Origin of the sequence: Bradyrhizobium sp. McL0616 (assembly GCF_049993385.1) — a bacterium.
In the GTDB taxonomy this organism is placed as follows: domain Bacteria; phylum Pseudomonadota; class Alphaproteobacteria; order Rhizobiales; family Xanthobacteraceae; genus Bradyrhizobium.
This window is the reverse complement of the sequence record NZ_CP188255.1, coordinates 2898484-2920995: the sequence shown is the minus strand read 5'-3', so window position 1 is coordinate 2920995 and position 22512 is coordinate 2898484. Positions and strand designations below refer to the sequence as shown.

The window sequence follows — 22512 nt, the reverse complement described above, 5'->3', positions numbered from 1 at the left end:
CGCCCTACCAACTACCTGAATGCGACTGAAGATTTCAGGCTCAGGAACTTCAGTAAATCGAGAGCCAAATGCAAGTAGCGCCGCTGCAAGAAACTGATCTTCGCGGAAGCCAGGCTCTCTTGCGCGAGCAAGAGAGTAGAATAAGGTTTTTCAAAGAAATGGCTACAACGACGAGCCGTCTTCTCCATATCCCGGAGATTACGTATTCTTTTTTCGACGTTCTGCGTTCGGCTTGTGTTCGACCCATGCAGCCGATAAGCGCCTACAGGTAGATCGACGAAACCTAAGCCATTTACGGCAAGTAAGCGCAAGTAGATGTCCCAGTCCTCAACGGAGAGCTCTTCGTTCCAGCCCTCTAGCGCTTCAAATGCGGCCTTTCGGATCATCAGAACCGGCCCACCAACAGACCAACGACAGATGATTTGCCGACTGAGAGATTCGGCCGTCAGGTACTTGGACTTGTCGGCTCCATACACATCTGAAATGAGGCTCTCGTGGATCCTATGATCTTGCCCGTCCACGACAACGGCATCCCCGAAAACCCCTAACCTCGAAGAGCCTTGTTGCAGGTAAGAGACTTGAGCGGCGATGCCCGCCGGCAGCAGAAAATCGTCACTTGCAACGACCCTCAAAAATTCACCGCTTGCAAGCTTGCCCAGTTCGTTGAGAGTTCGAGAAATGCCTCGGTTCTCCCGGCGGCAAAACCTCACGTCGAGACTGCTTGAGTTACGACGGATCCAATCCGAGATGACATCAGCGGTACCGTCCGTCGAACCGTCGTCGATTACGACCAGTTCCTTCCGTGGATATGCATCCTGCAGAACGCTATCCAGACATCTCTGCACGTAGCGCTCGTGATTATAGGCTGGAATCAAGACTGAGACTAGAGGCACCGCGGTCATACGTCACCCGTTCGAAGCATTTGCTCTTCAGCGCGCGGCAAATCCGACCAAGACGCTGATCGCACGTACCGCCAAATGAACCACCCAACGCAAGCGAGATAGCATGCGTAATTGACGACGAAGGCGTACATCGCACCCATCAAGCCAAAATGCGGTGTCAAGACAGCGACCAGAAAAACGTAATTTACGCTGAAAAGCACTTCCGCAACAATCAAGGACATCGTCATGGCGCGAGCCACCATCACATAGGAGAAGATGAAGGAGGTTACCTTGATCACATCTCCCACCAGTTGCGGAAGGAACAACGATTCAGCCGGCGCAAAGTCCTCACTGAAAAGAACTCGCAGCACCAAACTCCGGAATACATACACCAGCAACGCGATCAAGATGACCGCCGGGACAATATGGACGAAGGCATTTGTGATTTCTCGCTTGAACGAACGATAGGCCGTAATCGCAGACACTTTCGGGACGTAGTACGAGGCAATCGGAACAGTGAAAAACAGCAAATACGCTTCTGAAATCTTGCCGACCGCCTGCCAATAGCCCACCTCTCGCCATGACAGCTGCTCGGCCAAGTGGTCCCTTATCCATAGACCCACGAAATGAGGAAGAACTGCCGAAGCAAGGGACATCATTGAGAATTGAAAGAGCTTGGCCGCAATCGCTCTATCGATCGAAATACGGAATCGAAAGAGCTCACGGTGAGGACTTTGGACGACAAAGAAAAGCGTTACGAAGAACGCGAGCGTCTGGCTTCCGACCAACGCCAATAAAGCGCCGTAAGAGTGCAGGGCGATGCCCAGAGCCCCGGCCAAGACAACGCTCATCACAGCCGACACAGTGTAGGCAAGCGATACGCGCCGTATGTCACCGCAACCGGTCAGAACTGAAATAAAGAAGGCGTTCGCGGCGATGAAAGGCTGAGTCAGCGCGAGAATCGTTATCAGGACTTGATATTGGTCATCCTGCAAAAGATACAAAGTGAGTGGCCGCCTAAAGACCAAGGCTCCCGTCACAATGAAAAAACTGCTCATGATCGTGAAAAAGGCCGCCGACCCTAGGAAGTTCTTGAGGCCCGCGACGGAGTTGCGGAGTTCGGCGACATATTTCACGATCCCGCTGCCGATCCCGCCCCCTCCGAACACAGCAAGCAACGATATAACGCTGAGCAGTTGCCCCAGCTTTCCCACCCCTTCGGGCCCAGCAAACGAAGCAACAAGCTTGACTATCACGAGACTCGATAGAAGCCTTGCCAAAGTGGCAATAGACGTAAGTACTGAGGCGCGGACTATATTCACATCTCTTCCGCTATTACGATATCCTTCAGCGCCCCGATCAGGCGATCAGATCTCGATCATCAAGCCCATCGCTACGAGGATAGGTGAGCCCAACCTAGAGCGTTGCGCTGCATACTATGTGGGCTGTGGCGGCGCAACCTCTGCTAGGTCAGTCCGAGCCGTCAGCGCACATCTACGAGATAGGAGTGATAATCGCGGTAGTAATCCTCCTCGTCATACAGATTTGAAGCTAGGACCATACAGACTGAGCCAGACGAAAAATTGTCGAGTTCGCGCCAGATCATCGGCGTTAGCAGCAGGCCATAATAAGATCGATTTAAGTGAAATACACGTTTTTGGCTTCCATCGTCAATGCGAACATCAAAGCTACCTGCCATAGCCACGATCAATTGAGTAAGGGCTTTGTGCGCATGCCCCCCTCGCTCGGACCCGCCCGGCACATCGTAAAGATAGTATACGCGTTTGATATCAAATGGAACGTGTCGATTTGACTCGATAAATGTCAAGTTTCCGCGGGGATCCGTTATCTTTGGAAGGTCGATAATCTTGCAGCGTTCTATGCTCACTTTGCAAGCCTCGACTTGACCATTGAAATCACTCGTGCAGGATTTCCGACCACTATTGCCTCTTGTGCAACATCGCTCACGACCACTGCGCCCGCGCCAACCATCGCATTTCTCCCCACTCGGACACCAGGGAGCAGGACGGCGCCGGCACCTATGGATGCACCGTATTCGATGACACACCTCTCAAAGTGAGCATCTCGATTCCGGCTACGGGGAAAGCGATCATTTGAGAACGTAACGTTGGGTCCTATGAAGACGTCGTCCTCGACGACCATTCCGTCCCAAAGTTGCACGCCGCACTTGAGCGTAACTCTATTTCCTACGCTCACATCATTCTCGATAAAGCAATGGGAACATATATTGCAATCTTCGCCTATTCTTGCGTCGGGGAGAATGACAACGAATTGCCATATTCGGGATCGGTCCCCGATCCACCTACTCTGAACATCAGACAAAGGATGAATGAAAACAGATGTCATGGTTTCGCCGCAGAGTGTTTATTGACCATGTGAATCGCATCGATGAGATGCTTGCTGGCGCAATCGATTTGACCGAGTTCGAGATGCGGCCCTATCGGCAGGCTGAGCACCTTGGAGCTCAACAACGACGTAATTGCGCAACCTGCAATCAGCCCTTCGTACGCCTTTGAGTCTGCCGGGCTGATGGGGTAATGAATCAGAGTCGCGATCCCCTTCTCGGTCAAGTATTCTATAACTCTGCTTCTCTCGGCTATCTGAATAACAAACAGATGCCAAGATGGCCGCACCGAATTAATCACACTAGGAACCACTATTCGAGAGTCTACAAGGAGCTCCATGTATCGAGCGGCCTGAGCACTCCGAATTTCGTTCATCCTATCTAAGGCCCTAAGCTTCACCCGCAGATACGCAGCCTGAAGCTCATCAAGCCTAGTGTTAAAGCCGATCCGATCGTGCTGGTACTTTCGTGAAGCCCCATAGTTCGATAGGTCACGAGTGCTCTTCGCGAGTACGGGATCGTTTGTTACGATAGCTCCGCCATCGCCGAGGGCTCCTAAGTTTTTTCCTGGATAGAAGCTAAATCCGGCCGCGTCTGCTAGTGCCCCGGCACGGCGGTTCCGGTAACTGGCGCCGTGAGCTTGGGCCGCATCTTCGATGACCTTTATTGAATGTCTTCTACCGATCTCGTTGATGGCTTCCATCTCTGCCGGCTGACCGTAAAGATGGACGGCGATAATGGCTCGCGTCCTGGAGGTAATCTTCTCTTCGATCTTAGAGACGTTCATGTTGTACGTGTCGGGCCTGGGCTCCACCGGAACCGGCGTCGCCCCTGCATGTGTAACTGCGAGCCAAGTCGCAATGAAGGTATTGGCAGGAACAATCACCTCATCGCCGGCACCGATATCGTAGCCCCTGAGAATAAGGTGGAGAGCATCGAGCCCGTTTCCTACTCCAACCGCGTGTGTTGCTCCACAGTACGCGGCAAATTCATTCTCGAAGGCTTCCAGCTCGGGGCCGAGGATGTACCAACCAGACGATAGAACTCGGTCTTGCGCAAGAGCAAGCTCCGCCCGGAGCTGGCCGTTGATTGCTTGTAGGTCTAAGAACGGGACTTTCATCCAAAGCTCTCCTCGCGTGCCCGTAGATCGAGCAAGCCTCTGAGCAACTCCAGACGCAATGGAGTTGTCGCTACTTCGGCAGGTGTCCTCAGCATCCGATCACAACCTGACCATTCATGCAGAGCGCAGCCAAGGCCTGCGCGCTGCAACGCATGTGAAGCACCATCAATACGATTGAGAGACCCTCGGGGTCAACCAGTCAGCTGGGATGCCTGCCGTCGCCCATCGCGAGGGGAGCTCGCGAAACGCGCCGACCAGGAGGCTAAGGATCGATGTCGGTCGAAACATAGGCCTGGCATTGTCCATCGGTAGCGCCGTTCGTGCGAAAATTGCGACGCGATGCTCGGATCCAGAAATTTGACAACTCGGCGATGGATGCTCTTCGAGAGCAACCAGCATTCCGCGCCCATCTTCCGTAAGGATCGAGTTCGATGGAGGTGACACAGCGCCGCAATGCGAGGACAGGCAGGCGAACAGCCGAGTTCGCAAATATCTGGCGCCACAGAGAGATGCCACCTCGGATTGGCTATCCCGGCATTCCTGTCGCCAAATTCGACTCAGCCGGGTCTTGCCCTGGTGAAGGAAACTTTCTATCCACGTTGCGGCATCTTCGGGCGGCAGATGCGGAGTAGATCGTGGAAGTCTGAACTTGTCGACCATCTTTCGAACCCGGCGCGCTTACGATCACCTTGAGCCCCTCGCCATTGAGTTCCACTTGGGGTAGGAAACACCGCCCATTCTGAGAGTGGCCCATGTCCTCGCGGTGCAACACGCTCGATGCGCGTCCTGATCCTCAACGCCGACTATCCGCGCTTTTTCTCTTGGCTCTACAGGCGTCGGCCGGGCCTCGAGAACGAGCCTTATGCGACACAGATGGCGGCGCGTAACGCCAGCCTGTTCAGCGTCGCCGATTTCTACTCGCGCAATTTCGCCGGCCTCGGACACGTCGCCGCCGACATCCATGTCAACAATCCATGGATGCGGGTTGCCTGGGCACGCGAGCACGGCCTTTCCGTCACCGCCCCGCCGCCACCCGACGCGCCCGCCGCACGCCCGGCCATCCCCGGTTGGCTACAACGCGCCGTCGCGCCGTTCAAACCGGCGCTGAGGCCGCTCGCGCGCAAGGTTGGCCTCAGCCCGCGCCTCGACGCGGAAGCGGAAGGAGTCCTGCTGGCACAGATCGAGGAGTTCAAACCGGATCTCGTCCTCAATCAGGATCTGTTTCATGTCGACACGCGCCTGGCACGCAGGATCAAACAAATCGGCCGCCCGATCCTGATTGGCCAAGTCGGCATCTCGCCCTCGCGTGGTGAAGACTGGTCGGTGTACGACCTCATGATCTCGCAGATGGCGGCCGTGGTGGATTTCTTCCGCCAACACGGCGCGCGCGCAGAGGTGGTCCATCTCGCCTTCGAGCCTGACATCCTCGAAATCCTGCCGCCGCCGCCTTCGCAAAACTTCGACTTCACTTTCGTCGGCGCCGTCTCGGCAGATCACCAGCTCCGCGTCGCGCAGCTCGAGGCGGTGGCACGGCGCTACGATCTCAACTGTTCGGCAGCGGCCTGCACACCCTTCCCGCCTCCTCGCCGCTGCACCGCTGCTACCAAGGCGAGGTATGGGGCGTGGAGATGTACCAGGCGCTTCGCGCCTCGCGCGTCACGCTCAATTCGCACATCGACATGGCCGGCCGCGAAGCCGGCAATGCGCGCCTGTTTGAAGCGACCGGCGTCGGCGCTTTCCTGCTCACCGACTTCAAGGACAATCTCCACACGCTGTTCGCCCCCGAGCGCGAGGTCGCGGCCTGGCGCACGGTCGAAGACTGCCTTGCGTTGATCGAACGCTATCTCGGCGACGACGCGGCGCGCATGTCCGTTGCGACGGCGGGACAGGCCAGGACATTTGCCGCCCACACCTTCCGCCGGCGTGTCGAAGAAATCCTCGCTTTCATCAACTAAATTCCCAACCGCAGCACGCCGATTGTCATATTCTATCCGCCCTTGACGGTCCCGGCCAAAATGGCCAAAGTGCGCTACGGGACAGCTATCTTACTCTAATTACAGCGCTTTTTGTCGAGGCTTTACGATGGAACACGTCGAGCATGTTCGATTCGGCGACCAGCTTTATGCGATCATCGTTCGCGCCTTGTTTCGCGAGCCAGGGATCCACTTCTTTTCGACGCCGGAATTGTCGCAGCAGCTCGCCTACATGAGCCATCCGCAGGGCAAGAGCATCGAGCCGCATCGCCACAACAAGGTGACGCGGGAGGTGCACTACACCCAGGAGGTTCTCTTGATCCAGAAGGGTAAGCTGCAGGTCGACTTCTACTCGGTTGAAGAAAAATATCTCGAAAGCCGCGTGCTCGGTGCCGGCGACATCATCCTGTTGTGCAGCGGCGCCCACGGCTTTCACGTGCTGGAACCGCTCGAGATGTTCGAGATCAAGCAAGGTCCTTATTCCGGCGAGAACGACAAGACCCGGTTTGCCGAAGCCTCCCCGTCCGAAATCCGGATCAAGGGTCCGGGCCTGTGACTGCGCCGTTCATTCCCGTCAACACGCCGCTGCTCGACGGCAACGAGGCCGACTATCTCGCCGAATGCATCCGCACCGGATGGATCTCCTCGGAGGGACCGTTCATCAAGCGCTTCGAGCAGGCGATGGCCGACGCTGCCGGACGGCGCCACGGCATCGCGGTGACCAACGGCTCGGTCGCGCTTGACATCGCCGTCCACGCGCTCGGGCTCGGAGGTCATCATCCCGACCTTCACGATCATCAGCTGCGCCGCCGCATTGGTGCGGGCCGGCCTCGTGCCCGTCGGGGTCGACTGCGATCCCGCGACCTGGAACATGACGGTCGAGGGCGTGGAAGCCGCGATCACGCCGCGCACGCGCGCGATCATGCTGGTTCACATCTACGGCCTGCCGGTCGATCTCGATCCGATCATGGCGCTCGCGCGCAAGCACGATCTGAAGGTGATCGAGGACGCCGCCGAGATGCACGGCCAGACCTATCGCGGCGCGCCCTGCGGCAGCTTTGGCGACGTCTCGACCTTCAGCTTCTATCCCAACAAGCACGTCACCACCGGTGAAGGCGGTATGATCCTTACCGATGACGACGCGCTCACCGGTCGCCTGCAAGGGCTGCGCAATCTCTGCTTCCAGCCGCAGCAGCGCTTCGTCCACGAAGAGTTCGGCTGGAACGCACGTCTGACCAACCTCCAGGCCGCGCTCGGGGTCGCCCAGGTCGAGCGCCTGCCGCGCACGGTCGAGATCAAGCGCCGGATCGGCCGGCTCTATGACGAGCATCTCGCGGGCCTCAACGGCATCCGTCGCCCGGTCGCCCGCACTGGCTACGCCGACAACATCTACTGGGTCTTCGGCATCGTGCTCGGCGACGACGTGCCGTTCGACGCCAAGGAGGCGATGCGCCGCCTCGGCGAAAAAGACATCGGGACGCGGCCATTCTTCTGGTGCATGCACGAACAGCCGGTGCTGTGCCGGATGGGCCTGATGCTCGATGAATCGCATCCGAATGCGGAATACATCGCCCGTCGCGGTTTTTACCTCCCGAGCGGGCTTGCTTTGACCGACGACGAGATCGCCCGGTCGGCAGGGGCGCTGAAAGAGATCCTGGCGTGACGGTATTCGCCGAATACGCGCCTTGGTACGATCTTCTGTACCGGGACAAGGATTACGCGGCGGAGACGTCCTTCGTCGAGGGGCGCTTGCGCGACCACGGCGTCGCCTCCGGCAAGCTGCTCGATCTTGGCTGCGGCACCGGCCTGCACGCGCTCGCATTCGCCCGCCAGGGGTGGAGCGTTGCCGGCATCGATCTCAGCCACGAGATGATCGCGAGTGCAAAGACGCGCGCCGATCAGGCCGGGCTTTCGATTCCGTTCCGGCATGGCGATGCCTGTGAGGCCGGCCCGGAGCGTGACTTCGACGTGGTGGTGTCGCTATTCCACGTCGCTAGCTACCAGACCAGCCGCGATGCGCTGGCGGCCATGTTCCGCACCGCGCATGCCGCGCTGAAGCCGGGCGGCCTGTTCTTCTTCGACTATTGGTATGGCGGCGCCGTGCTCGCGCAGGGCGTCGAGACGCGGGTCAAGGTGATCGAGCAGAGGCCGCTGCGCCTCACTCGCATCGCGCAATCCGATCATGACGAGCAGGCAGCGACCGTCACCGTGAACTACACTCTGTTCTGCGAGGACACCGATTGCGCCACGATCCGGCGCGTAGATGAAGCGCACCACATGCGCTACTGGTTTCCGTTCGAGATCGACGCCGCGCTACGGGCGAGCGGCTTTCAGCCCGCCGCTCACGCCGCATGGCTGACGCAGGACTCGCCACAATCAAAGAGCTGGGCGGCCTATGCGATCGCCAGAAAGAGCGTGACACCGTGAGGCCGCTGCGGCTCGCCGTCATGCTGGAGCAGGCCGTCGAGGTCGGTGGCGGCTTTCAGCAGCCGCTCAATGACCTGCTCTGGCTGCGCCACTGGGCAGCCAAGTCCGGCAACGAGATCGTGGTGTACTCGCCCTACCCGAAGACGCTGGAGATCCTGAAGGAGTTCGGGGTCGCAGCCCGCCTGCGCAAGTTCGGTGTGCTCGACTATCTCTTCCTGTTCCTGAAATATTGTGGGCCGTTCGATCTCGTCCAGATCGCCCTGAAGCTGAAGTCGCCATTCGAGCGAGCGTTGATCCGCGACGGCATCGACGTGGTGCACTTCACCTCGACATCGAAGCGGCACCTGCTGCTCTCAGAGCTGCCCTTCATCATCACGATCTTCGACGGTTGCCACCGCGATGCGCCAGAGTTTCCGGAAGTCCGGACGTTTGGCGAATTCGAGCGCCGCGAGATCCTGTTCGGCCTTGCCAGCACCAAGGCGGCCGTCGTGATCGTCAATGCGCCCGAACTCGTCGACGATCTCACGCGGCGATACGCAATGGAAAGAGACCGCGCGGTCTGCATCCCGTTCTCGCCCTCGACCTATATCAGCCAATCCACACCGGATGCAGAGGCGGATGCGGCGGCGCTGGCAAAATACTGGCTTGAACCAGGCTATCTGTTCTATCCGGCGCAGTTCTGGCCGCACAAAAACCACATGACGCTACTCGCCGCGCTTGCTCTATTGCGCGAGCGGGGCATCACCGAACGGCTGGTACTGTGTGGCTCGGATCGCGGCGGCCGCGACAAAATCAATGCGGCGATCCGCTCCTACGGATTGTCGGACCAGATCTCCATCATCGGTTTCGTCGAATCCGCCGAGCTCGGCGCGTTTTACCGCGGCGCACCGGCGCTGGTGATGCCGAGCTATTTCGGCCCGACCAATTTGCCGCCGCTGGAGGCCTGGGCGGTCGGCACGCCCGTGATCTATCCCGAGGCGTTCAAAGCGCAGGCCGGCGACGCCGCGATCCTGTTCGATTACGACAACCCGCGCTCGCTCGCAGATGCGATTGTCGGTCTCCGCGCAGAGGGCATGCGCGAGCGGCTGCGCGCGGCCGGCGAACTTCGGCTCGCACAGTTTGCGGAAGAGACGGCTGCCGGACGGCAGCAGTTCGCGCAGCATATGGCGCGGCTCAAGAACCGCCTGGCGCTGATGCCGCGCTGATCTCGCTCGTTAGGCCGGAATGATGGCTATCAGACGGGCGCGAACCTTCCAGCTTGCAAGTGGGCTCGCGATTGCGCCAACGACGATTAGCCAAATCGTGCATTCGGCGATGAAATGCGCAAGGCTGCTTCCTCCAGCCCAAGACGCGGCCACGACGCCGATGCCCCATCCCATCGACACGATTGTGATCGCGATCGCGACGAGGAAGGCTAGGTGCCGCAGCGGACGTTGTAGAGTCTGCCACATGATGACGAGCGCGAGCAGGCCGAACTGCACGGCAAGATCGCTCGCGACAATGGCAAGAGCGGCTCCAAGAGGCCCGAGCCTCGGGATCAGAACGAGTGACAACACCAGGAAAACAGCGAATTGCAGCAGCTTGGTGCGGGCCAACAGCGCACCGCGATTGCTGTGATAAGCGAAGACAAGTGCCAGCAGCGACGGCGCGACCGCAGCGGAGCCGAACAACAGCGTGATGGCGAGCGGCCCATCATAGGGAATTGTGCCGTGCGTCCATAGTGTGAAGAAATCCTGCCAGAACGGAAGCAGCCCTCCGACGATCAGGCTGACGATCGCGGTCACAAGGACCGATCCCCAAGCGTAGAGCCGGCGTAGTCGCTCCATGTCCCCGATCGCATAATCGTGGCCGAGCTCGGGGGCAATCGGCATGCTCACCTGCTGGCACAGCCCCCGCAGCAGAGTCGCGATCACCCGGGTCAGCCCCCATTGCGCTACTGCGATGCGATCGACAACGAAAGAGCTCACCAGCAGGACAGGCAAGTTCAAGAGTGCCAGCTCGGTAAAGCTACCGGCCGCAAAAGGCAGCGCGAGACCGAACTGTCCGATTTCCCATCGCCATGACCGGTTCTGTTGCCGCCCTGCGTCGCGACGCAGAAACGGATACAGGCGCGGCGCATCGAGCCCGATGAGAAAAGCCGCAAAGACGACCTGCATGGAAACGAAGGCCACCGCCATCGCGAGCAGGCTGCCAAAAACAACGAGCGCGACCACTTGGGCAATCTGGCCGATCAGAAGCGCCATGTTTTGCAGCCAGACCGTTCGGCTGTAGCGACCACGCACGCGATAGAGGCCCGAAGCCAGGTTGGCCGGCACGGTCAGGAGCATGCCCAGGGTCATCACGAGCAGCGCGGAGTCGAAGTTGGCGATCTCGTGAAATCCGAGTATTGCGGAGGGCGGCCAGAGCTGCACGCCCCCGACCAACACAACACTTAGCACGACTACGACCGAGACATAGATCCGGAGCATGCTGGCATAGAAGCTCTGTGTCCTTCCATCGCAATCAACGCAGGTCTTGAAAGCGAGAAAGCGGTTGACGGCGCGCAGCTGCAGTCCAGCATCGGCAACAATTACGAGGCTTCCGGCCGCATAGATGGCGAGCCAAGCAGCCAGGACATCGCCAGTCCAGACATGCAGGAAGGCCGGAATCAGGAACAACTGCTGGGTCAGTCCGAGCAGCATCTGCACCAGGTTTGCCGACCAGCCGTGAATCAGCCGCTGGAGACGAGTCGGGCCGCTGTACACAGCCGGACGGGCTGCATTCACCCGCCCACGCGCCGCATCGTTCAAGACTGAGCCTCTGGAGTGGAGTGAACTGGTTCGCGGGCGAAGTATTGATTCTGTCGCGACACTATGAAGGGGTTCGCCGCGCGCCCAACAGGCTGATTCTGCACTAGGAATAGGCTCTTCCGGCTATCACGATCAACATTTATACGATGCGATGATCGCCTTCAACTTCGAAACGGTGGCAGCGGAATATCAATTCGTCGGCCGGGAGGAACACCTGAGGCATTCGGGCTCCTCATGAGGCCACGGCGACGATCCGCGGGTGTCTGCCCTAGCGGAGCCCGCGCCTACAGCCTGTTTATGGTAATATAATACCAAATTGGGTGCGGCCATCCTGAACAGTTTTCCAAACGCAGGTCCTCGTATAGAAGCAGCGCGATACGAAGGAACGGATCTCCCCGTTCGGAGCTCGTTGATGAAAGTTGTAATCCTTGCGGGTGGTCTGGGCACCCGAATAGCCGAAGAGACGACGACCCGCGCAAAGCCGATGGTTGAAATCGGCGGCAAGCCCATCCTCTGGCACATCATGAAGATCTACAGCCGTCACGGCTTCAATGATTTCGTGATCTGCGTTGGCTACAAGGGCTACCTGATCAAGGAGTACTTCGCCAATTACTTCCTGCACATGTCCGACGTCACGTTTCACCTCGCCGAAAATCGGATGGAGGTGCACCGCGAGACGGCGGAGCCGTGGCGGGTCACTCTGGTCGATACCGGCGAAGAGACGCAGACCGGCGGGCGGCTCAAGCGGGTGCTTCCCTACGTCGCTGACGAGCCGTTCTTCGCCCTGACTTACGGTGACGGCGTAGCCGATATCGATCTCACGGCTGAAATTGCCTTTCATAGGGAACATGGCCGCAAGGCGTCCGTTTCGGTGGTCCGGCCGGCGCGCAGGTTCGGTGCGGTGGCGATCGAAGGGGACAGGGTGGTCAATTTCGAAGAGAAGCCGCATAATGATGGAGGCTGGATCAATGGCGGGTTCTTCCTGCTGTCGCCTTCCGTTGGCGATCTGATTGCAGGCGACCAGACCGTATGGGAACGGGAGCCGATGGAGCAGCTTGCCCGCAACGACGAGCTCCGCGCCTTCATGCATCCCGGCTTCTGGCACCCGATGGATACCTTGCGCGATCGCAACTATCTCGAGGACGAGTGGGCCAACAACCGCGCCCGGTGGAAGGTCTGGTGACGGATCCAGCTTTCTGGCGCGGCAAGAAGGTCTTTCTGACCGGACACACGGGCTTCAAGGGTGCGTGGACCTCGCTGTTGCTGCGCCGCCTAGGCGCCAGCGTCTACGGTTATGCACTGCCGCCGACGCATCAATCCGCGCTGTTCGTGACGGCGCGCATCGCCGATGACATCAAGCATCGCGAGTCGGACATCCGCGATCTCTTCGCCTTGCGCGCCGCGATGACGGAGGCGGAGCCGGACATCGTCATCCACTTGGCAGCGCAGGCTCTGGTGCGGCCGGCCTATGAGGAGCCGGTCGAGACTTTTGCGACCAATGTGATGGGCACGGTGCATGTGCTAGAGGCCGCACGACATCTGCACTCCGTGCAGGCGATCCTGATCGTCACCAGCGACAAATGCTACGAGAACAACGGCACGGGTACCGCCTTTCACGAGGACGACCGTCTCGGCGGCAACGACCCCTACAGCAACAGCAAGGCCTGCACCGAACTCGTAACGCATTCCTATCGGCACAGCTTCTTCAATGCGCCGGGCGCAGCGCGCGTCGCGACCGCGCGCGCCGGCAACGTCTTCGGCGGTGGCGATTGGGCGCGCGACCGCCTGGTGCCCGATGCGATGCAGGCGTTTCTCGAAGGCCAGGCGTTGCGCATCCGCAATCCCAATTCGGTGCGGCCGTGGCAGCACGCGCTCGATCCGGTGCTCGCCTATCTGACGCTGGTCGAGCGGCTGGCGAGCGATGAACGTTTCGTCGGCGGCTGGAATTTCGGGCCCGACGCCGCAAGCGAGGTGCCGGTCGGAACGGTGGTCGATCATCTGATCGCGCTGTGGGGCGACGGCGCGCGATGGACGGCAGATGACGGCCCGCATCCGCACGAAGCCGTCTTTTTGCGGCTTGATTGCGAACGCGCCCGCTCGCGACTAAACTGGACGCCGCGCCTGGATCTGTCGCAGGGGCTGGCTCTCACCGTAGACTGGTACAAGGCGCTGCAGCGCGGTCAGGACCTTCGTCGCGTCTCTCTCGAACAGCTCGAATGCGTACTGCATGACACCGTGCCGAACGGCGTAGCGCAATAGGCATCAAAACCATCTCGCGGCCAGCTGTCGCGGTCAACAAGTAAAGTCTCATGAAATCGACGCCATCATCTGCTCGATCGGGTCAAAGAAGCCTTGAAGATATCAGAGCTTCGATCATGGAACTGGTGGAGGAATACTCCGCCATCGCGCATGCACCAAAGCAGTTCGTCGCCGGGCAATCGTCCGTGCCCGTATCAGGCCGAGTTTTCGATTCAAGCGACGTCAAGTCGCTGGTTGATTCGGCGCTGGATTTCTGGCTGACCACCGGTCGCTTCAACGAGGAGTTCCAGCAGAAATTGGCTGAGCGCGTGGGCGCCCGCTACGCCATGACGGTCAACTCGGGATCCTCGGCCAATCTCGTTGCCTTCTCGGCGCTGACCTCACCCTTGCTCCGCGACCGGCAAGTTCCGCCCGGAAGCGAGGTGATTACGGCTGCGACAGGATTTCCGACGACGGTCAATCCAGCGATGACGCAGGGCATGGTGCCCGTGTTCGTCGATGTCGACATCCCGACTTACAATATCGTTCCCGAGCTCGTCGAAGCGGCGATCACACCGAATACGCGCGCGATCATGGTCGCGCACACGCTCGGCAACCCCTTCGATGTCGGTAAGATCGCCGATATCGCCAAACGGCACAAACTCTGGCTGATCGAAGATTGTTGCGACGCGCTCGGGGCGACGTATGCGGGGCGTCACGTCGGCACGTTCGGCGACATCGGCACGTTGAGTTTTTATCCGGCTCATCACATCACGATGGGCGAGGGTGGTGCAGTATTCACCAATCATCCGGCGCTGCGTCGCGCCATGGAGACGTTCCGTGACTGGGGACGCGACTGCTATTGCGAACCGGGAAAGGACAACACCTGCCAGCGCCGTTTCGACTGGCAGCTCGGCGAGTTGCCTCATGGCTATGACCACAAATACATCTACAGCCATCTCGGCTTCAATCTCAAGATTACCGACATGCAGGCGGCGGTCGGCGTTTCGCAACTCGACCATCTCGAAGGCTTCATTGCCGCCCGGCGCAGAAACTTCGATCTCCTCAAGAGTGGACTGAAACCCCTCGAAGAGTTCTTCATCTTGCCGGAGCCCACGCCCAACAGCGAGCCGTCCTGGTTCGGATTCGTGCTGACGGTTCGCGAGGGAGCGCCGTTCAAGCGTGACGCCATCGTACGGCATCTGAACGAACGTGGCATTGGCACGCGTCTGTTGTTCGGCGGCAATTTGGTCCGGCAACCTTACATGATCGGACGCAATTTCCGGGTTCACGGGTCGCTTGCCAACAGCGATACGATCATGAACCAGACCTTCTGGATCGGCGTCTATCCGGGGCTCGACGACGAGCACATCAGGTACGTCCTCGAGGTGATGCGCGACTTCTGTGCCACGCAATCTCGTGGCGTCTAGCGTGGGAATGACACGATGAATGGAGCACAGTACGTCGCGGAATTTCTCTCGCGGGTCGGGAGCGACCGGATTTTTCTCCTGACTGGCGGTGCCTGCGCATTTATGATCGATGCGGTCGCGGAGCATCCGGGGCTGAACTACACCTGCTTCCAGCACGAGCAGGGGGCCGCGATGGCCGCCGACGCGCTGTGGCGCGTCAATCGCAAGGTCGGCGTGACCATGGCGACCTCCGGGCCCGGGGCAACAAACCTCATCACCGGGATCGCCACGTCCCATTTCGATTCCATCCCGTCCCTGCACATCACCGGTCAGGTGAACCAGCGTGAGAGCAGTACGTTTCACGGCGCCAACGTGCGCCAGGCCGGTTTCCAGGAAACCAGGATAGTGGAGATGGTCCGGCCGGTCACGAAGTATGCTGTGATGGTCAGAAGCCCGGCCGAGCTGCGCGAGGAGCTCGCCAAGGCCTATGCGATCGCAACGTCAGGCCGGATGGGCCCTGTCCTGATCGACGTTCCCATGGACGTTCAGCAGGCTGAGGTCGGAGACGATATCCTGCTGCCTTCCAGGGGGCCGGTGACGGCCCAGGAGCCGGCGAAGGTGCTGTCAGACCTGAAACAGACGCTGGCCGAGGCAAAACGCCCGGTGGTTCTCTGGGGAGCGGGGATAGGCCTTGCAGGCGTTGAGCAGGAGGGTGCGGACTGGTTGCGCCGAAACGGCCTGCCGTTCGTGTCGAGCTGGGCCGGCCTGAGCTACTTCGATCACGATCATCTTGGCTTCGTTGGACAGATCGGCGTGTACGGAAATCGCGGTGCGAACTTCGTGCTGCAGAACGCGGATACCGTGCTGGTGCTTGGTAGCCGGCTGGATAATCGTCAGCGCTCCGGCAACACCAAGCAGTTCGCGACAGGCGCCACCGTTCATGTCGTCGACGTCGACGTCGAGGAACTGGCCAAATATCGCAACGATGGCTATCGCACCAGCCATCTGGATTTCGCCCTACTGCCCGAAGTGTTGCGCGAACTCGATGTTCGGTCCCCCGGTTCGGAGTGGGGCGATTACGTCGCCGCCATGAAGCAGCGCTATTACCACAAGGAAGTCAGCGCGTCGGCGACGCGCCTGAACTCGCTATCGCCTTACGACGTCATCCGGCGGGTCAACGAGATCGTCGCGGAGGACGCTATCGTCGTCGGCGACACCGGCGCCGCTGTCTGCTGGCTGTACCAGGCGTTCAAGGTGAAGCGGCACACTTTATTCAATCCGGGCGGCAACTCGCCGATGGGCTATGCGCTGCCGGCAGCGATCGGGGCCAAGATCGATCGTCCCGATCGGCAGGTGATTTCCTACAACGGGGACGGCGGCTTTCACCTCAATATCCAGGAGCTGCAGACTGTCCGGCACAATAATCTCGATATCGCGATCATTGTCATGAACAACGGATCGTACGGGATCATCAAGCAATTCCAGGACAGCTACATGCAGAGCCGCTACAGCGCTTCGCGGGATGGCCTGAGCTTTCCCGATTTCGGGGCGCTGGCGGCGGCTTACGGGCTGCGATACGCGCGTATCGAGCGTCTCGAGCAGGTCGAGCCCGGATTGTTCACAGGTGGTCCGATTGTGATCGACGTGATCCTGAGCGAGCATACGCTGATCGAACCAAAGCTCGAGATGGGACGCCCCATCAACGACCAGTTTCCCTACCTCAGCGAGGCCGAATACGCCGAAGGGAATCGCTTCGTGGACTACCCCAGACAGGCTTCGCTGCGAACTGCATAGGTCTCGTATGAGTCACTCTCCATGACATTGCCGGGATCGCGATGCGCATTTTTGTAACGGGAGCGACGGGCTTTCTGGGGTCTTACGTCGTAGCCGACCTGATCGAGCAGGGGCATGATGTTGCGGTGCTGCTGCGGCCTGGCGCCAGGTCCTGGCGCCTCTCGGGCAAGTTGGACCAGCTCAGCGTGATCGGGGGCTCGCTCGACGATCTTGCTGGGCTTACGGACGGACTTCGTTCCTTCAGGCCGGATGCCATTGTACACATGGCTTGGCGCGGTGTCAGCAACAGCGATCGAAATAACGAGGATCAGGCGCGAAACGTCGTCGATGCCGTGGAGTTGATCGACCTCGCCGCGGACGCTGGCGCGACGATCTTCGTCGGTGCGGGGTCTCAGGCTGAATATGGCCCTTATGATAGAGCGATCGTCGAGAGTGATCCGCCGAGGCCGACGACCCTCTACGGCATCGCCAAACTCGCGAGCTGTCTGATGGCCGAGCGGCGCTGCGCGAAACGCAAGCTGCGTTTCGCGTGGCTGCGCATATTTTCCATCTACGGCCCCAAGGATAACGATTCCTGGTTGATTCCAAGTCTGATCAGGACGCTGCGCGCCAATGGGCATATGGCTCTGACAGGCTGCGAACAGCGCTGGGGCTTCCTTCACGTCCGAGACGCCGCGGCGGCCGTTCGGCTGGTGCTCGCGAATCCGGGCGCGGAAGGTCTCTACAACCTCGGATGTCCGGAGGCGCCGCCGCTCCGCGAGACGGTAACGCGGTTGCGGGATCTCATTGGCGCCGGAGACCTCGGCTTTGGCGAAGTGCTCTATCGGCCTGACCAGGTTATGGTCCTTGCCGCGGGTGTGAAGCGGCTCGAAGGTCTGGGCTGGCGTCCCAGCGTCGAGTTCGAGCAAGGATTGCGCGAAACGGTTGCGTGGTCTCAGACCACGGATGCGGGCGACAAGTGATTTCTAGCTGCTGATCTCTAGCCGCCTGGTGTTCCGTCGAAATTGACCCGCTCCCGCTCGAACACCACGGGTTTCTCGCGGACCTGGCCGTAGATGGCCAGAATATATTCACCGATCATGCCCATGAAGAATAACTGGACGCCGCCGAAAAAGAACATCGCCACGATGAGCGTCAGGATGCCGGGTTCGGCGAGGCGTTGATAGAGGACCAAGCCGAGCAGAAGGTTGATCAACGCATAGGCGATACTCGCGAACGAAAGCGCGAAACCCGCATAAAGTCCAATCCGCAGCGGTGCCGAAGTGAAGGAGACCAGTCCGTTGAGACCCTGATCGATCAGCGCCGCAGCGCGGTTCTTGGATATTCCCTTCTTGCGCGCACGCCAGGTATAGGGCACGCCCACGGCGCGGCCGCCGCATTCGAATGTCATCATGCGCATGAATGGATATCCGTCGCGAACGCGCCGCATCCGTTCGACGACGCCACGATCCACCAGTTGGAAGTCGCCCACGCCCGGAGGTATCTTGATTTCGGAAAAGCGTGTCAGCACGTGGTAATAGGCATTGCGGATGCTGCGCATTAGCCGCCCTTCCTCGCGAACGGCACGGATGCCGTAAACAATCTCGTTGCCCGCCTCCCACAGCTTGACGAAGTCGGGGATTAATTCCGGCGGATCCTGGAGGTCCGCCGGCATGAACAGAAGCACGGCGTCGCCGCTCGAGGCCATCACGCCGTTGAAGGTGTTGCGGAGCGGCCCAAAGTTGCGTGCATTGACGATGACGCGCACCGACTTGTCAGAGGCGGCGATACCCCGGAGGATCTCCACGGTACGATCTTCGGAGGCATTGTCGCAGAAGATGTGCTCGCGCTGGTACCCTTGCAGATACTCGCTGAAAACGTGGCGGACAGCTCGGTAGCAATCTTCGGCGTTAAGCTCTTCGTTGTAACAGGGGGTGACGATGCTTATTGTCTTCACTAGGGATTCCGCTGAGCGACGGCTGCAATTCGGCAGGCAACTAGATCATTGCGAAAGCGCGTGTGCAAGCGTTAGAGGAGTCTCTAATTAAAACTTCCCCTAAGAAAACCAGCTTCTGCCACTCGCCCCACAATATTGCTAGTTAAAATGCTCAGCGACTCGGCTGAGCTGAAAAGCTGGTAGACTGCAAGTTTACAGCCGGTCGAAAAGCGAGATACCCGGGCAAGCCACGGAAGTGAAGGCTGCGCGGGATCGGGTGCACCGTCAGTGGATAATGAACCCTCCGTCGTGCGGGGCGAAGAACAGAAAATCGACACCATCGTTTGCGTGAATTTTAGAAACTATTGATAGATCCAGGACCGTCCCTGCGCGCGGTCCTGTCCCGGCTGAAGCGTGACCGGCAATCACGCCGTCACCGTTGAGATCCTGTTGGAACGTCGCCTCCAGCGACGTCACCGTCGTGCTGTTGCTGGCCGCATCAGGAGCCAAATACGTAACAAAGTTGCCGTTGCTGTCGGTGCTCCAGAACGAGAACATCCCGGTCGAGGAGTTCTTCCAGGCGACGCCGTAGCCATCGCTGACCTGCTCGGTGGCGATCGGCGACCACGCTCCGAAAATGCCGACCGTTATCGCCGAGCCGCCGTACTTCAACATAGGACCGGTGCCGGTGCTGATGCTGTCGAGATAATAGTTCGAACCAACTTGAACCAGGCTGGTCGAACCCGACGCCTCAATCGTAAAGTGGCCAGCGCCGATCACGCCGTCACCGTTGAGATCCTGTTGGAACGTCGTTTCCAGCGAGGTCACCGTCGTGCTGTTGCCGGCCGCATCGGGAGCCAAGTACGTAACAAAGTTGCCGTTGCTGTCCGTGCTCCAGAACGAGAACATCCCGGTCGAGGAATTCTTCCAGACGGCGCCATAGCCACCGTTGACCTGCTCGGTGGCGATCGGCGACCACGCTCCGAAAATGCCGACCGTTATCGCCGAGCCGCCGTACTTCAACATCGGACCGGTGCCGGTGCTGATGCTGTCGAGATAATAGTTCGAACCAACTTGAACCAGGCTAGTTGAACCCGCCGCCTCAATCGTAACGCGGCCAGCGCCGATCACGCCGTCACCGTTGAGATCTTGTTGGAACGTCGTTTCCAGCGAGGTCACCGTCGTGCTGTTGCCGGCCGCATCAAGAGCCAAGTGTGTAACAAAATTGCCGTTGCTATCTGTGCTCCAGAACGAGAACGCGCCGGTGGCGGAGTTCTTCCAGACGACGTCGTAACCGCTAGAGGCCTGTTCGGCCCCGATCGGCGACCAAGTCCCGAAAATGCCGACCGCCACCGCCGAGCCGCCGTACTTCAACATCGGCCCAGAGCCGGTGCTGATGCTGTCGAGGTAATAGTTCGAACCAACTTGAACCAGGCTGGTCGAACCAGCCGACTCAATGGTGACGAAATTGGCACCGATCACGCCGTCCCCGTTGAGATCCTGCTGGAACGTCGTCTCCAGCGACGCCACAGTCGTGCTGGTGCCAACCGCATCGGGGGCCAAATACGTAACAAAATTGCCGTTGCTGTCCGTACTCCAGAACGAGAATGCGCCAGTGGCGGAGTTCTTCCAGACGACGTCGTAACCGCTGGAGACCTGTTCGGCCCCGATCGGCGACCAAGTCCCGAAAATGCCGACCGTCACTGCCGCCCCGCCGAATTGCAACATCGGGCCGGTGCCGGTACTGATACTGTTGAGGTAGTAGTCCAAACCAAGCTGAACCAGGCTGGTAGAACCCGCTACCTCGATGGTGGCGGAGCCCGTGCTGATCACGCCATCGCCGTTGAGGTCCTGATGGAACGTCGTCTCCAGCGCCGACACCGTCGCGCTGTTGGCGGCCGCATCAGGGGTCAGGTTCGACAGATAGTTGCCGTTGCTGTCCACGCTCCAGAACGAGAACATCCCGGTCGCGGAATTCTTCCAGACGACGTCGTAGCCGCCCGAGACCTGCTCGGCCCCGATCGGCGACCACGTCCCGAAAATGCCGACGGTCACTGCCGCCCCGTCGTAATTCAGCATCGGGCCGCTCCCCATGCTGATGCTGTCGAGATAGAAGTCTGAACTAACCTCAACCAGGCTTGTGGCGCCGAGCGCTTCGACCGTGATCGGGCCGATCTGGTTCAGCAGCGTGGCACTCGTGATCGTTCCGGCGGCAAACTGGAAATTTTCGATATCGATCAGCGTATCGGTGCCGTCGGGCGAACCGGAGCGCAGATCCGTGAACGTAAATGTCTGCGAACTCACGTCGTAGCTGACTCCGTAGTTCGCCCGGTTGCCCGAATACACCGCCGGATCCGTACCGGCGCCGCCAACGATGGTGTCATTTCCACCGCCGCCGGTGATCGTGTCGTTGCCGGAGCCACCGTTCAGCACGTTGGCGATGGCGTTGCCGATGATGGTGTCGTTCCCAGAGCCACCGGTGGCGTTGTCGATGTAGGAACGCGTGTCGCCATTGTAGAGATAGGCGTTGTAGACGTTGCCCGACGCATAATGGCCGTCGCCGAGATTGGCCAGTTGCACGGTGGAGAACACCGACGAGGCGCCGGGATTGAGATTGATGCTCAGATTTGTCGTGTAGTTCGACAGGTCGTAGGTATCGACGCCGCCGCCGTCCCAGACCGTCTCGTAGATGCGGTTGGCCGAACCGCCGACCCCGCCGCCCGGCGCGAGCTGTGCGACGCCGTTGATGAACTCCTGCCCCGTGGTCGCGCTCCAGGTGTAGACCGTGGCCCCGCTCTGGGTCGTGTAGTTCGCGCCGTACATCGTTTGCAGCGCGAGGATATCGTTGGCCATGTAGGTCTGCGGATATCCGTAGGCCTCGTTGGTATATCCGCTGGTCGTCGAAGCGCCGACATAGCTGCGATAGCTCATGACGGTGTATTCGCTGTCGTCATGCGCGCTCGGCACCGCGACGTTGGCGGGGCCGCCCGTCTCCTGGCTGTGCTTGAGGCCGAAGGCGTGGCCGAGCTCATGCAGCGCGGTCGTGAAATAGTAATTGCCGAGCTTCGCCTGCGTGTAGTCGTAATGTGTCCCGAACCACACGTCGCCGCCGGCCGCATAGTTGCCGGGGTAATAGGCATAGGAGGTCGGATTGGCCGATGGCGACTGCGCGATCATGATGTCTGCGCTGTTCGTGCCGTTATACGTGATGCTGGCGTTGGTGTAGCTCTGGATCAGCCCGATCGCGTAGTTGATCGCCGCCTGCATCTGGCTCGGCGCGGCGGTAAAGCCCGAAGTTGTCGGCTCACTGCTGCCGCCGTTGTAGGGATTGGCGTAGTCGCTTGCAGCGTCGGGAAAGCTGTAGCTGATCGTGCCGGTCCATTTGGTCCCCGACAGCAGGCCGTCGATGTCAGCGTTGTTGGTGGCACTGACGGTGACAGAGGTGGCCAATGGACTCTCCGGAGCAACGCATTGCGCGCGATTCGTGGCGCGGTTACGCGATTCTAGCTTGAGAGGTATAGGTTTGGTTTAAATTTGGCGACCGCGCCCGGCCCCCTTCCAAAACGCCCAATTGTCTATCAAATTCCGTAGTGATACGGGC

General features: G+C 59.7%; 18 protein-coding genes and 1 pseudogene. 10 read left to right on the top strand and 9 right to left on the bottom strand.

What is annotated here, in order from left to right; all coding sequences use genetic code 11:
• Nucleotides 1-11: 11 nt before the first annotated feature.
• From ACPPVR_RS13835 to ACPPVR_RS13810, 6 genes are all read right to left on the bottom strand, one after another.
• Complete coding sequence (locus tag ACPPVR_RS13835) at nucleotides 12-902, bottom strand: glycosyltransferase family 2 protein (protein WP_426614756.1); 891 nt, start codon at nucleotides 900-902, stop codon at nucleotides 12-14.
• On the bottom strand, nucleotides 899-2137 hold the full coding sequence (locus ACPPVR_RS13830; RefSeq protein ID WP_426614755.1) for an O-antigen translocase: 1239 nt from the start codon (nucleotides 2135-2137) through the stop codon (nucleotides 899-901). The genes ACPPVR_RS13835 and ACPPVR_RS13830 overlap by 4 nt, the downstream gene beginning before the upstream one ends.
• A gap of 227 nt (nucleotides 2138-2364) precedes the next feature.
• Complete coding sequence (locus ACPPVR_RS13825; RefSeq protein ID WP_426614754.1) at nucleotides 2365-2769, bottom strand: sugar 3,4-ketoisomerase; 405 nt, start codon at nucleotides 2767-2769, stop codon at nucleotides 2365-2367.
• On the bottom strand, nucleotides 2766-3248 hold the full coding sequence (locus ACPPVR_RS13820) for an acyltransferase (protein ID WP_426614753.1): 483 nt from the start codon (nucleotides 3246-3248) through the stop codon (nucleotides 2766-2768). Before ACPPVR_RS13820 ends, ACPPVR_RS13825 begins: the two co-directional genes overlap by 4 nt.
• A complete protein-coding gene (locus ACPPVR_RS13815) occupies nucleotides 3245-4366 on the bottom strand; it encodes a DegT/DnrJ/EryC1/StrS family aminotransferase (protein WP_426614752.1) in 1122 nt (373 codons plus the stop codon). Before ACPPVR_RS13815 ends, ACPPVR_RS13820 begins: the two co-directional genes overlap by 4 nt.
• Nucleotides 4367-5437: 1071 nt before the next feature.
• The gene (locus ACPPVR_RS13810) at nucleotides 5438-5863 is read right to left on the bottom strand and encodes a hypothetical protein (protein WP_426614751.1); all 426 of its coding nucleotides are present in this window, start codon (nucleotides 5861-5863) and stop codon (nucleotides 5438-5440) included.
• Nucleotides 5864-5913: 50 nt separating this feature from the next.
• Here ACPPVR_RS13810 and ACPPVR_RS13805 point away from each other — a divergent pair, with 50 nt between their 5' ends.
• The 5 genes and pseudogenes from ACPPVR_RS13805 to ACPPVR_RS13785 all read left to right on the top strand — a co-directional run bounded on the left by ACPPVR_RS13805 (nucleotide 5914) and on the right by ACPPVR_RS13785 (nucleotide 9971).
• Nucleotides 5914-6321, top strand: a complete 408-nt coding sequence (locus ACPPVR_RS13805; protein WP_426616100.1) for a glycosyltransferase family protein — start codon at nucleotides 5914-5916, stop codon at nucleotides 6319-6321.
• 127 nt (nucleotides 6322-6448) lie between these two features.
• On the top strand, nucleotides 6449-6895 hold the full coding sequence (locus ACPPVR_RS13800; protein WP_426614750.1) for a hypothetical protein: 447 nt from the start codon (nucleotides 6449-6451) through the stop codon (nucleotides 6893-6895).
• A pseudogene (locus ACPPVR_RS13795) lies at nucleotides 6892-8002 on the top strand (DegT/DnrJ/EryC1/StrS family aminotransferase). The gene ACPPVR_RS13800 and the pseudogene ACPPVR_RS13795 overlap by 4 nt, the downstream one beginning before the upstream one ends.
• Nucleotides 7999-8766, top strand: coding sequence for a class I SAM-dependent DNA methyltransferase (locus ACPPVR_RS13790; protein ID WP_426614749.1), 768 nt, complete (start codon nucleotides 7999-8001; stop codon nucleotides 8764-8766). The pseudogene ACPPVR_RS13795 and the gene ACPPVR_RS13790 overlap by 4 nt, the downstream one beginning before the upstream one ends.
• On the top strand, nucleotides 8763-9971 hold the full coding sequence (locus ACPPVR_RS13785) for a glycosyltransferase (RefSeq protein WP_426614748.1): 1209 nt from the start codon (nucleotides 8763-8765) through the stop codon (nucleotides 9969-9971). Before ACPPVR_RS13790 ends, ACPPVR_RS13785 begins: the two co-directional genes overlap by 4 nt.
• Nucleotides 9972-9980: 9 nt before the next feature.
• Here ACPPVR_RS13785 and ACPPVR_RS13780 read toward each other — a convergent pair whose 3' ends face one another.
• Nucleotides 9981-11555 carry a hypothetical protein gene (locus tag ACPPVR_RS13780; RefSeq protein WP_426614747.1) on the bottom strand — a complete coding sequence of 525 codons (1575 nt, stop codon included), beginning with the start codon at nucleotides 11553-11555 and terminating at the stop codon, nucleotides 9981-9983.
• 412 nt (nucleotides 11556-11967) lie between these two features.
• Here ACPPVR_RS13780 and rfbF point away from each other — a divergent pair, with 412 nt between their 5' ends.
• The 5 genes from rfbF (at nucleotide 11968) to ACPPVR_RS13755 (ending at nucleotide 17958) form a co-directional block, all read left to right on the top strand.
• Nucleotides 11968-12738: a glucose-1-phosphate cytidylyltransferase gene (rfbF, locus tag ACPPVR_RS13775; protein ID WP_426614746.1), complete on the top strand. Its 771-nt coding sequence runs from the start codon at nucleotides 11968-11970 to the stop codon at nucleotides 12736-12738.
• The gene (rfbG, locus tag ACPPVR_RS13770; RefSeq protein WP_426614745.1) at nucleotides 12735-13814 is read left to right on the top strand and encodes a CDP-glucose 4,6-dehydratase; all 1080 of its coding nucleotides are present in this window, start codon (nucleotides 12735-12737) and stop codon (nucleotides 13812-13814) included. Before rfbF ends, rfbG begins: the two co-directional genes overlap by 4 nt.
• Nucleotides 13815-13930: 116 nt before the next feature.
• On the top strand, nucleotides 13931-15223 hold the full coding sequence (gene rfbH / locus ACPPVR_RS13765) for a lipopolysaccharide biosynthesis protein RfbH (RefSeq protein WP_426614744.1): 1293 nt from the start codon (nucleotides 13931-13933) through the stop codon (nucleotides 15221-15223).
• A gap of 15 nt (nucleotides 15224-15238) precedes the next feature.
• A complete protein-coding gene (locus ACPPVR_RS13760) occupies nucleotides 15239-16996 on the top strand; it encodes a thiamine pyrophosphate-binding protein (protein ID WP_426614743.1) in 1758 nt (585 codons plus the stop codon).
• 41 nt (nucleotides 16997-17037) lie between these two features.
• Entirely contained in the window at nucleotides 17038-17958 is a 921-nt protein-coding gene (locus ACPPVR_RS13755) for an NAD-dependent epimerase/dehydratase family protein (RefSeq protein ID WP_426614742.1), read from the top strand.
• A 17-nt stretch (nucleotides 17959-17975) separates the two neighbouring features.
• Here ACPPVR_RS13755 and ACPPVR_RS13750 read toward each other — a convergent pair whose 3' ends face one another.
• Both ACPPVR_RS13750 and ACPPVR_RS13745 read right to left on the bottom strand, forming a co-directional pair.
• Nucleotides 17976-18932: a glycosyltransferase family 2 protein gene (locus tag ACPPVR_RS13750; protein WP_426614741.1), complete on the bottom strand. Its 957-nt coding sequence runs from the start codon at nucleotides 18930-18932 to the stop codon at nucleotides 17976-17978.
• A 264-nt stretch (nucleotides 18933-19196) separates the two neighbouring features.
• A complete protein-coding gene (locus ACPPVR_RS13745) occupies nucleotides 19197-22361 on the bottom strand; it encodes a M10 family metallopeptidase C-terminal domain-containing protein (protein ID WP_426614740.1) in 3165 nt (1054 codons plus the stop codon).
• Nucleotides 22362-22512 lie beyond the last annotated feature (151 nt).

What these genes read in the sequence shown, in the direction of transcription:
- ACPPVR_RS13835 (WP_426614756.1), bottom strand. Translation starts at nt 902, where the DNA reads ATGACCGCGGTGCCTCTAGTCTCAGTCTTGATTCCAGCCTATAATCAC.
- ACPPVR_RS13820 (WP_426614753.1), bottom strand. Translation starts at nt 3,248, where the DNA reads ATGACATCTGTTTTCATTCATCCTTTGTCTGATGTTCAGAGTAGGTGG.
- ACPPVR_RS13815 (WP_426614752.1), bottom strand. Translation starts at nt 4,366, where the DNA reads ATGAAAGTCCCGTTCTTAGACCTACAAGCAATCAACGGCCAGCTCCGG.
- ACPPVR_RS13800 (WP_426614750.1), top strand. Translation starts at nt 6,449, where the DNA reads ATGGAACACGTCGAGCATGTTCGATTCGGCGACCAGCTTTATGCGATC.
- rfbF (WP_426614746.1), top strand. Translation starts at nt 11,968, where the DNA reads ATGAAAGTTGTAATCCTTGCGGGTGGTCTGGGCACCCGAATAGCCGAA.
- rfbH (WP_426614744.1), top strand. Translation starts at nt 13,931, where the DNA reads ATGGAACTGGTGGAGGAATACTCCGCCATCGCGCATGCACCAAAGCAG.
- ACPPVR_RS13760 (WP_426614743.1), top strand. Translation starts at nt 15,239, where the DNA reads ATGAATGGAGCACAGTACGTCGCGGAATTTCTCTCGCGGGTCGGGAGC.
- ACPPVR_RS13755 (WP_426614742.1), top strand. Translation starts at nt 17,038, where the DNA reads ATGCGCATTTTTGTAACGGGAGCGACGGGCTTTCTGGGGTCTTACGTC.